The sequence below is a fragment of the Dyella humi genome, from assembly GCF_044904605.1.
Classification (GTDB): Bacteria; Pseudomonadota; Gammaproteobacteria; order Xanthomonadales; family Rhodanobacteraceae; genus Dyella_B; species Dyella_B humi.
In genome coordinates, this window is sequence record NZ_JADIKI010000018.1 from 1 (window position 1) to 9833 (window position 9833).

Genomic DNA, 9833 nt, shown 5'->3' on the forward strand with positions numbered 1-9833 from the left:
GGTGTAGCTGTAACCGGTGGTGTCCGTGCCGGCCGCCGTGATCTTTTGCTTCTGAATCACTCGGCCCCAGGCGTCGTAGCAGTACACGGTGGTGACGGCGCTCTCGATAATCCGCGTGAGGCGGCCGATCGGATAACTACCGCAGATAGTGCTCGATGTCCTGCACCGCCAGTTCTAGAGCGTGGATGGCGTCGGCTTCATGAACAGTCATTTCCTTTTCCTGAAGGCCGTCGAAGCTGATGACACAGCTGGCCGTCCCCTCAGCAAAATTAAAGTCAACCGATCCTTTAGTCAGGAGATGTGGTTCATGGATGCGAACCGTGAAAGCCCTCCTAGTCGGATCATCCTTGTATGCGTAAGCAAGTCGGCGCGTGGCAATGACGCGATTTGATGGTGTATTCATTTGCACGGATTTTGCCTAAGCTTCTCCCAAATCCAAAAAAGCGTTGAGCCGCGCAAAGATAACCGCTCCAAAATTAGCAAGCTCTTCATCGCTGATGTTCATTTCACGAAAACTTTCCTCAGGGAGAAGCTTGTTCGTCACATGCTCTTTTTGGTTCCAAATTTTAAGTGAAGTGACGTCGCATTCAGCGTCGTCTAGGCGAACACGAAGGCTGTCGCCTTCGCGTTCAACAGATACTAAAACTGCTCGACGCGGTTTCTGTGCTGACATATGTAATTTCACCAAAGTAAAAGAAGGATCTAGGTCGCTCTCATGGCCACAGCGGAAGGGGAGCATCTATCTCACTGTCACGACCACTTAGGCAGTTACCGTAACGAAGCATTGCCTGTTGGCGGCAAACTTCATAAGCCTGTTTACCTCCGCGTTTCCCAATTGATTTACACGTTAGGTCGGTGTTGACGCCATTGATGTCGGTGAGGCGCGTGATGCGCCCGGCTCCATCGCAGGATGGCGACGGTGGTGATCTGACCGTTGGCATTGGGATGGTATGCAGATCGCCAGCCTAGTAACAGGCAGCACGGTAAAACCACGGCAAAACAGGACGGAGTTAGTTAAGCCGTAAGCGATGGCTCGTCGACGTCGCGCCTTATGCTAGCGCGGTGCCTGACGATTTAACTACCTCCGTCCCGTTTTGCTGCGTTGTCCCGTTTTGCTCGGTCCCGTTTTGCTCGTTTTGCTGGATTCTGTCCACCATTAAGCCTAGATCCTAGTCTTCAAAATACGGCTCACCATCGTCGAAGTAGAGGTCGTATTTTTTGCTTAACCTTCGCAAACAATCCTCCATGTACTTAACAGCCAGCTCGACCGCCTGAACCTCGTCGGCCCCGTACGTAGTCCACTCCTTTTCATCAAGTCCGTCGAAGCTCACGAGACAGCCTGACGTCCACCCAGAGACATTGAAGTCAACCGATCCAGGTTCAACAAAAAATGGCTCATGGAGACGAACAGTGAACGCCCTTCGAGTCGGATCATCCTTGAAGGCATAAGCGAGCCGACGCGTGGCAATAACTCGATGTGATGATGTACTCACTACTTTTCCTCCATACACTGTTTGTAATTTTCAAGCGCTGCTGCCGCGCACATAAAGCGCTTCTTTCCCGTCAAACTGGCGCATGTGTCCAACGTGCTTTTATAAAGCGCCGCACAACGATCTTCCTTTCCGTCTTCATCTACCGGACACTGGTTGGGAATAGGCCGTCTACTATCCCCTGGAAATGGAACGACGTTCGAATCCCCGCCTGGTTTGGTTTCATCTCCCTGCTTACCCGCGTCTGTAGGCCAGAGGCTCCCTGCGACAATGCAAAGCTCCGGTTGTGCAATGCAGGCGCGCATGGCTAAGCCCCCCAAACCAGGCGCCTCCGGCTCAAAATTGGGATCGTTCGCAGGAGGGCTGTAGTTTGGAACTGTCCCGATACCGGGGCCGGGACCAGGTGCGGGCGACGGCGACGGCAATGGAGTACCAGGACTGGGCAGCGGGTAAAGCCCAAGCGGGTCTATGTTGCTCAGCGGATTGTCCAGGCCGTAGAGATAAATACCAATCCCACCCGCCTGACCGATCGGATCAGGCTGATCGTAGCCACCACGGCCGGGGTCGTAATAACGATTGTCGTTATAAAACTGCCCCGTCTCCGCATCGAAGTACTGCCCACTGAAACCCAGGTTGTACACATACCCGTTGCTGGTCGGTGCTACTTCGTTCCAAGGATTGCCTTGGTAGGCGTTCTGCCACAGCGTATTGCCGTTGATGTCTGCAATTGCACGCGGCGTGCCTAATTGGTCGGCGGTGACGTAGGTGATCGTGCTAACACCATTCGCCGTATCGACGTTGGCCACCGGGATGCCATCCATCCAGATGTAATCGCGAAGAGATTCATCCGACGCACGTCCGTCGTAACGGAGCCGGTTTTCCCTAGACGCGATGCGGGTTAGCAAGCCCCTGACGAAGACACCTTCTCCCTGTGCGGTGCGATTTTCCCTAGACGCGAGTTTCGACCGCACACGACGTGCGCGCAAGGGCGCACGTCGCATACCGCAACGCAGATCAACGGTGGGGTTCGTCGTCGTCCGACGCGGGCCGCGCGGTGCGCGTCAGTTTGGCCGGGTGCGTGGCCGCGTGGATCTGCTGCAGCTTCTCGATGGAGACGTGCGTGTAGATCTCCGTCGTTTCCAGGTTGGCGTGCCCAAGCAACGCCTGGATGTAGCGCACGTCCGCACCGTTATCGAGCATGTGCGTAGCGCAGGCATGCCGGAACAGATGCACGGCACCCACCTTGTGGATGCCCGCACGCTGCATGTAACGCTTCACCTTGCTGGCCAGATTTTCCGGCAGGATCGTCTCGCCAAGATCGGTAATAAACAGCGACGTGTTATCCGCCACCAACAGCGCCGGACGGGCCTCGGCCAGATACTTGATGACCCACGCCGCGGCGCGCTCACCCAGCGGCACCATGCGGTCCTTTTTCCCTTTCCCTTCGCGCACGAGCACCAAGCGGCGACTAAGGTCGACGTCGTAGATCGCCAGTCGTGTCACTTCCATGCGACGCAGCCCCGTGGAGTACACCAGTTCGAGCATCGCGCGATCGCGCAGACCCGATGCCGTGTCGGGCATCGCTTCACGCAAGATCGCTTCGATGTCTTCCACCGAGAGCAGCGCACGCGGCAATCGTTTGGGTTGCCGTGGCAGCTCCAGTTCGGAGGCCGGGTTGTAGAGGATGTGATTCTCGCGAGCCATCCACTTAAAAAACGTTTTGAGCGGTGCCAGGCATCCCATTTGACTGCCCAGTGACAACGGTTCCCCGTTCGGCTTGCGATAGTAAAAAAGGCTTTTCTGATACCGCTCCAACATCGGCTTGGTGATCGCACGCGGATCATCCAGATGCCGTTCAGCACACCAGGCGATGAAGCGACGCATCACGATGCGTCGGGCATACACGGTGTCGGGGCTGTAACCACGGACCAGCATCGCCTCGAAGTGTGCGTTCATGTACCGCGTCAGTGGATGCGAGGCGAGCGGATCGTTGACCGGCGTGACGGGGGTTGCGCGACGGCGGGACATCTCAGGCCACGCGCGAGGGGGACGACGCGATCACGGGCGTGCCCAGGACGTGCGTGTTGCGCGGCGAGAGCACGGGATTTATCGCAGCCGTTGGCGTGTCGGCGTTAGCGGGCGTTTCCGTGCTTCGCACAGGGGCCGCGTTGACGCCGCAAGCGACCCGCGATGGCCCCGCGTTCTCAGGCTCTGCACCCCGCGACGTGCCCATCGTAGTCACATCGATCAAGCCCGACAGATACGGTGCCGCACTGCCGTCACCGTCGTACAGCAGTTCGTAAACGAAGCTTTGCCCGCGACTGCCGCGGTGGACCAAGAGGTATTCCATCGCCACCAGGCGATCCAGATGCACGCGCAGTTGCGTGTCGCCCCAGGCGGTCGCCTCGCGCACCTCACGACGGCTGAAGCGCACCTCGTTGCGCGGGATCGCTTCACGCTGCATGTGCGCGTCCACCATCGTGCACAGGGCGCGCAGCAGGTTGCGCGTTTGCGGTGGCAGTTCATCGAGGCTGCGACCCAGCATGTCGTGCGCAAGCGCATTGGCTTGCGCGATATCGGCCCACGTCACTTCGATGTATTCGATCGCTTTACCGCGATGCATCGTGCTCTGGATCGGCCGCTGGTACTGGTGCAGCAGCGCGATCGTGTCGATCAGCGTGAGGTACTTTTCATGATCGCGACGCGTGCGGGTGCGATCGTCCATAAAGGTCAGTTGATCGGCATAGGGATTGACCACGGCCAACGGACGCAGCAAGCGCTGTGCGTTCTGTTGGCGTGCACAGAGGTAATCGCGTTCTTCACGGGCCTTAAGACCTTCCAGTGTTCGCTTGGCACGTTGCCGGCGATGGATCGCCTGCGTTTGTTCGCGGCCTTCATCGACGCTCAGCACCAGGCAGCGATTCAACAGTTCTTCGTCGATCTCGATCGCGGTGGTGGTCAGGAAGATCATCACCGGACCTTCGACGCGGTATTCCTGCGTGACCAGGTTGCCGGTCGCGGGATCTTTACCGGTGCTGGCAATCATGAGTTCCCCTTCCGATTGCAGCAGCTTCAAGGCGTATGCCGCACGGCGCACGCCTTCTTCCTCGGCGATGGCCAGGATCTTGTGCTTGAGCTGGTTTTGGCCGAGGTAATACAAGCTCTGCCCGGTCATTGCCGAGTAGCGGATGCGTTCTTCCTCCGGCATGAAGGCCAGCACCGCATCCATCAGCGAGGATTTGCCGGCAGCGGAGGCACTTTGCACGACGACCGCGAGCGGACTGGTCAGCTTGCGCGATACGGCGGCTAAGTAACCGATCAGCTTGTTGGTGCGCTCGCCCACCACGCCGCAGGCGTCGAAGTCAGCCAGGATGTCATCGAGCAAGGTCGGTGATTGCAGCAGCGCGAGCGCTGCCTCCCGATCTTCCGGATTGATCGTCACCGCCGCCGGCACAGCCGGTTCTAACTTCTTCTTGATCACGTCGTCCTGCACCGTTTCCAGATGCAGCAACACGCGTCCAAGATCGGCTTGCATTACGCCTTCGGCGAGACCTAACGCGACGGCGGCCTGCGTGGCGTAACTGGTGCGTGCACGCGCGGCATACAGGTCGAGTGTGTCGACGTAAAACTGCTCGTGACGTGAGACCAGCAGATTGATCTTCAAGCTATCGGGGCTGAGGTTGCGCGCCAACCCACGCACGCGATAACGACGCTCGCCCAGCGTGAGGATGATTTCGTGCTCGCTCACTTCGGATGCGATCGATGGCAGCGCCGGCGGCAGCGGTGACGCCGGCAACGCCGGCTCGGGTGTTAATGCGATAGCGGGTACGTCATCGATCACCGCAGCAGCTAAAGGAGATTCATCCGACACCTTCAACGGTTCGTGCGCGATCACGGTCGCCTCGATGTCGGGTCGTGCCGGTGCTTGCCCTTCGCCCAGCCAAACCGCTTTTCGGATCACAAGCCCCAAGGCCTTCGTCGCCGGCTGCACATGCAGCGCGTAAGCGTTCGCATCCATGCCCTTGGGGAAGTGGATGCGGTAACAGGCGATGCCGACACCCATCAGCTGCTTGGCCAACTTTTCAGCGGCGGCTTCGCCGGCCGCATCGCGATCGTAGGCGATCAGCACGCGCTCGGTGCCGTGGTGTAAGAAGGCGGCTAAGTGATCGGCGGTGAAGCCTTCCACGCCATACGCGGCGGTGACGTTGCGATAGCCGGCGCACCAGAAGGTCATCGCATCGATCAACGCTTCGCACAGGATGATCTCCGTGCTGGCTTGCACTGCTTCGAGGTTCCACAGCCCGCGATGCGGACCGGGCAGATACAGATGCAGCGGCGTACCGGCACGTAGGTTGTCGGTGATCTTGCGGCCGTAGATTTCGGTCACCTCGCCATGCTCGTCCAGCACCGGGACCACCAGTGAGCCGTTGAAGTGCTCGTGACCGGAGTCGCGCAGCAGACCTAACGTCTGCAGGCGCGCACGGATCTCGCCACCGGCCTTGCGATTCTTTTCCGGCAACCGCAGGCCCAAGGTGCGGTTGGCGAAGCCCAGCCGGAAGCGTTCGACCAGCTCGGGATGGTTCAAGCCGCGTGATTGGAGATACGCCAGCGCTTCGGGGCTTTGTTTCAAGGTGTCGTGGTAATAATCGATCACCTGACGCAGCAACGCTTTATCGTCGGCGTCGTACGCGACGGGTGCAGGCAACTTCGTGATCGTCGAGCGTTGCACCCTGTCGCCGGTCGAGAGGGAGAACACGCCTTCGCGTAGCCGCTCCACCGCATGGCGGAAGCTCACGCCGTCGCTTTTCATCACCCAGTCGATCACGCTGCCACCGGTCTGGCACGCACCCAGGCAGTGCCACAGATTCTTCGAGGGCGATACGACCAGCGAGGGTGTTTTGTCGTCGTGGAAGGGGCAGCGGCCGATCCAGTCTGCACCCTGTTTGGTCAACGCCACGCCGCGCGCTTCCACCAGGTAACGGATCGACACCTCGTCTTTCAGCCGTTCCAGTTCGCGCTCGGATATGCGGGCCATAAACGGTCTCCGGCCAAAAACCTGTCAAGGGGGTTTTGTAAAAAATAACTCGCTCGCAGAGTACCCGTAATAAGAGTATTGTCAACTCGTCAACCGAGGATCACTGCGATGCTTGCCAGCACCTCTTATTTGCCCGATACCCCCATGGCCGTCTCCGACCGTGCTTTTTACGAACAACTTGGCCAGCGCATTGCCGAGCACCGCAAGGCTCGCGGCATCACGCAGGTTGAGCTGGCAAAGACCTTAGGCATCGCCCAGCAGACGTTGGCTCATTACGAGGGTGGCACCGTGCGCATCGCCATAGCCATGCTTGCAGCCGTAACCCAAGCGCTGGATGTGAGCCTTGAGGATTTGCTGGGCAATTTTTCGACCAAGAGTGCGGGCAAGCGCGGCCCCACATCGCGGCTGCAGCAGCAGCTAGATCAGGTGAGCCAGCTTCCCAAGGCGAAGCAGAAGTTCGTCAGCGAGATGCTAGATACGGTGTTGAAGCAAGCGAGTCGCTAGGCGACTAAGAGATAACGATTCGACCTCGGCGTCGATCGCATAGCACCTGCCTCACGGGCTGCGATAGCAGCCTGAGCGGCGGGTGTTTTTATTTCTATAAAAGATTTAGCTGGCTAAATTTCCAAGGCCATCAGCGTGACCCGGCCCGGGTCAGTGATATCACTTTGGATACATTTTACGGCGCAAAGCCTATCCTGCACTCGGATATGGCATCCCATAAAAGTTTAGCCAGCTAAAGTTGGCGCATTACCCGGCCCGGGTAATCGCCTGCCATGGGTTGATGCCCAGACGTTGCAGCTCGCCATGCACGATACGCACGGCCCGCGGATTGGCCACGGCGCGCAGCAGTAGCAGGGTTTCGATAGCCACGGCATCCGGCTGGCCGCCAGGTAGTCCATCTCTTTGCTTGGTCGCGGCCGCTAAATCGGCGACGTCCAGGCGCAACGAAGCAAGCTGTTCGGCAATGGCATCGCCTTCTTCAAGTCGTTGCTTGAGGTAGGTCGAGAGTGGGATCGAGCTAGGCCAGACCTGGTCGGCCATTAACTGATAACGGGCGGCGGTGGCTTCAGAGAGCCGGATACTGACGACTTTCATGCTGGACAAGTCACTCGGTGATGAGCGTGTAAGCGGTTTGTAATCGCTTCATGCGCACAGCATAGCCGTTTGCGCAGCATCGTGTAGTAGCTGTGTAAGCGTTTTGGCGCGCATCACTTTTGCATCATGTTTGCAATTTGATTGATGCAACAACGCCTTGCGCGCGATGCAACGTACTTCGAAGAAGTGCGTTAGGTGTATGGCCGATTTTTAAGGGTTAAGGGAACCGCCAACGGCCCGCAAACACCCCTAAAAACGGCCCGATTTCACGCCAAGAGGGTCCACACTTACCACCGTGGCCCAACGGGCCACGGAAGGATGCAGAGATGATGCAATCGTGCTGCAGCAGTGAGGCAAGCGATGATGCAAACGTGCGGCACATGTTGCGCAAGAGGATGCAACCAGGCTGCACATGGTAGGCAACACTATGCCAAGCATTGCGCACATGTGATGCGTTCGATCAGTACACCACGATGCGATAGGTCGCGCACTGGGTAACAGGCCGCAACGACCTGCCGGAAGGCTGTAAATCCACCAGGCCATAGCGCGACAGCATGGCCAGTGTCCGAGACACGCGGCGGACGCTGGCCCCGGTTTCGGCAGCTAGCGCCGCGATGGAGGCCGGCCGGGTCGCGGCGATCGTGCGTAGCAAGGTGCGGTTTTCGTCACTGAGCACGCTGGCCGCCGCCTTCATCGACGTGAACCAGATTTTCGGATCACTCGCCATGGGTTTGTAGTCACCACGCGCAATCGCAAGCACACGTTCGCGCAGCTTTGCTTGCGGCATGACGCCTATCGCGATGGTTTTCGAGACTTTCATGGCAACGACTGACCCAACACAAAACGGAACCTGGAACCGTTATCTTTCTACCGTAAACCCGACCAAGCATCGGGGGCCTTTGAGAGCTTGATAGTCGGATGCATCTTCGCCACCAATGATGGATCGATCGGGCCGTCGACTTTCTTGCTCGCTATATCCACAACCATCAGGCCATCAGGATCACCGCGAAAGGTAGATTGGCGACTAGCGACAATAACTTTGTCATCCCACCCAATCGACTGTACGGTGCCATCCAAAACACCACCACCTGACGGTTCCTGATGATTTGGTTCGAGGTAAAACACTGTCGACCCATTATCGTTGCGACAAAGCGAATAGCCAGAATCACCTATCTCTCGGCATCCTGAGTTAAAAAGATCGGTGTCGCACCCAGATAGCGCGACCATCAACACGGCAGAGAGAATCAGTAGTCTTTTCATTGGTCGTTCGCAGTGACGTGGATGGTTTGGCTCATGTTGCCCATTGGTCCGAACGTAGAGCGGTCCCAATCCGGCCCTAGGCCATAGGCAAATGACTGGAAGCTCGACGTATTGTTAATTACCACGTCCATCTGATCATCCCCTGACGGATATATGTCGATGCGATAGCTCCCGATGAATTGCTCTGTCGGATTCAATCCGGATTCGACAAGACCTTTTAGCCCAAAGCGCGCGGCATAGTTAGTGACCGGTTCGAAACTGCTGCCGGGGCAATGGCTTTTGATCTTTTGCGCATTCTTTTTGCGATAAAGAGCTTCCGCAGCAAGAACGCCTGGTGCATTCGCCATTTCGGCAGCTTCGCTAGTGTTAGGTCCAAAATCCTGATGCAGCGGCCCCGTTCCCGTAGCCCACTCGTAAGTGAGGGCGATCGCATCCTTCCAACTTAACCCCGATGGATCGGCATAAAGCAGCGGATTGTTGTCGCTGTAAACATAGAGGCCAAGTCCACCTCTCTGACCGATCGGATCAGGCTGATCGTAGCCACCACGGCCGGGGTCGTAATAACGATTGTCGTTATAAAACTGCCCCGTCTCCGCATCGAAGTACTGCCCACTGAAACCCAGGTTGTACACATACCCGTTGCTGGTCGGTGCTACTTCGTTCCAAGGATTGCCTTGGTAGGCGTTCTGCCACAGCGTATTGCCGTTGATGTCTGCAATTGCACGCGGCGTGCCTAATTNTGCCGTTGATGTCTGCAATTGCACGCGGCGTGCCTAATTGGTCGGCGGTGACGTAGGTGATCGTGCTAACACCATTCGCCGTATCGACGTTGGCCACCGGGATGCCATCCATCCAGATGTAATCGCGGTTCGTCGCACCGTATTCGCCGATCAGCTGCCCGGCTTCGTCATAGACGTAGCGCTCGGTTTGGCCGTTGGTAATCTTCTGGA

The 9833-nt window shown here is 57.8% G+C and carries 11 protein-coding genes; 1 reads left to right on the plus strand and 10 read right to left on the minus strand.

Translation table 11 applies throughout. The annotated features are described in order from the left end of the window. Nucleotides 1–136 precede the first annotated feature (136 nt). The 6 genes from ISP18_RS00135 to ISP18_RS00160 all read right to left on the minus strand — a co-directional run bounded on the left by ISP18_RS00135 (nt 137) and on the right by ISP18_RS00160 (nt 6525). Nucleotides 137–403 (minus strand): hypothetical protein, encoded by a 267-nt coding sequence (locus ISP18_RS00135; RefSeq protein ID WP_380011970.1) that lies wholly within the window; start codon nt 401–403, stop codon nt 137–139. 15 nt (nt 404–418) lie between these two features. Next, complete coding sequence (locus ISP18_RS00140) at nt 419–673, minus strand: hypothetical protein (RefSeq protein ID WP_380011972.1); 255 nt, start codon at nt 671–673, stop codon at nt 419–421. 496 nt (nt 674–1169) lie between these two features. Next, complete coding sequence (locus ISP18_RS00145) at nt 1170–1493, minus strand: hypothetical protein (RefSeq protein ID WP_380011975.1); 324 nt, start codon at nt 1491–1493, stop codon at nt 1170–1172. Next, entirely contained in the window at nt 1493–2296 is an 804-nt protein-coding gene (locus ISP18_RS00150; protein WP_404559224.1) for an RHS repeat domain-containing protein, read from the minus strand. The genes ISP18_RS00145 and ISP18_RS00150 overlap by 1 nt, the downstream gene beginning before the upstream one ends. A 208-nt stretch (nt 2297–2504) precedes the next feature. After that, on the minus strand, nt 2505–3518 hold the full coding sequence (gene xerC, locus ISP18_RS00155) for a site-specific tyrosine recombinase XerC (RefSeq protein ID WP_380017635.1): 1014 nt from the start codon (nt 3516–3518) through the stop codon (nt 2505–2507). A gap of 1 nt (nt 3519) precedes the next feature. Then, nucleotides 3520–6525, minus strand: coding sequence for a CHC2 zinc finger domain-containing protein (locus ISP18_RS00160; RefSeq protein ID WP_380017634.1), 3006 nt, complete (start codon nt 6523–6525; stop codon nt 3520–3522). Between the two features lie 108 nt (nt 6526–6633). Between ISP18_RS00160 and ISP18_RS00165 the strand changes: the two genes are divergently transcribed. Further along, on the plus strand, nt 6634–7029 hold the full coding sequence (locus ISP18_RS00165; RefSeq protein WP_380017633.1) for a helix-turn-helix domain-containing protein: 396 nt from the start codon (nt 6634–6636) through the stop codon (nt 7027–7029). 246 nt (nt 7030–7275) lie between these two features. Here ISP18_RS00165 and ISP18_RS00170 read toward each other — a convergent pair whose 3' ends face one another. From ISP18_RS00170 to ISP18_RS00185, 4 genes are all read right to left on the minus strand, one after another. Beyond that, nucleotides 7276–7623, minus strand: a complete 348-nt coding sequence (locus ISP18_RS00170) for a mobilization protein (protein WP_380017632.1) — start codon at nt 7621–7623, stop codon at nt 7276–7278. Between the two features lie 460 nt (nt 7624–8083). Next, nucleotides 8084–8443, minus strand: a complete 360-nt coding sequence (locus ISP18_RS00175; RefSeq protein ID WP_380017631.1) for an HVO_A0114 family putative DNA-binding protein — start codon at nt 8441–8443, stop codon at nt 8084–8086. 47 nt (nt 8444–8490) lie between these two features. Next, entirely contained in the window at nt 8491–8883 is a 393-nt protein-coding gene (locus ISP18_RS00180) for a hypothetical protein (protein ID WP_284400326.1), read from the minus strand. Next, complete coding sequence (locus tag ISP18_RS00185; RefSeq protein ID WP_404559225.1) at nt 8880–9647, minus strand: RHS repeat-associated core domain-containing protein; 768 nt, start codon at nt 9645–9647, stop codon at nt 8880–8882. The genes ISP18_RS00180 and ISP18_RS00185 overlap by 4 nt, the downstream gene beginning before the upstream one ends. Between the last annotated feature and the right edge of the window lie 186 nt (nt 9648–9833).

Excerpts from the sequence above, each read along its gene's own strand:
- ISP18_RS00135 (WP_380011970.1), bottom strand. The coding sequence starts at position 403 with ATGAATACACCATCAAATCGCGTCATTGCCACGCGCCGACTTGCTTAC.
- ISP18_RS00140 (WP_380011972.1), bottom strand. The coding sequence starts at position 673 with ATGTCAGCACAGAAACCGCGTCGAGCAGTTTTAGTATCTGTTGAACGC.
- xerC (WP_380017635.1), bottom strand. The coding sequence starts at position 3,518 with ATGTCCCGCCGTCGCGCAACCCCCGTCACGCCGGTCAACGATCCGCTC.
- ISP18_RS00160 (WP_380017634.1), bottom strand. The coding sequence starts at position 6,525 with ATGGCCCGCATATCCGAGCGCGAACTGGAACGGCTGAAAGACGAGGTG.
- ISP18_RS00165 (WP_380017633.1), top strand. The coding sequence starts at position 6,634 with ATGCTTGCCAGCACCTCTTATTTGCCCGATACCCCCATGGCCGTCTCC.
- ISP18_RS00170 (WP_380017632.1), bottom strand. The coding sequence starts at position 7,623 with ATGAAAGTCGTCAGTATCCGGCTCTCTGAAGCCACCGCCGCCCGTTAT.
- ISP18_RS00175 (WP_380017631.1), bottom strand. The coding sequence starts at position 8,443 with ATGAAAGTCTCGAAAACCATCGCGATAGGCGTCATGCCGCAAGCAAAG.
- ISP18_RS00180 (WP_284400326.1), bottom strand. The coding sequence starts at position 8,883 with ATGAAAAGACTACTGATTCTCTCTGCCGTGTTGATGGTCGCGCTATCT.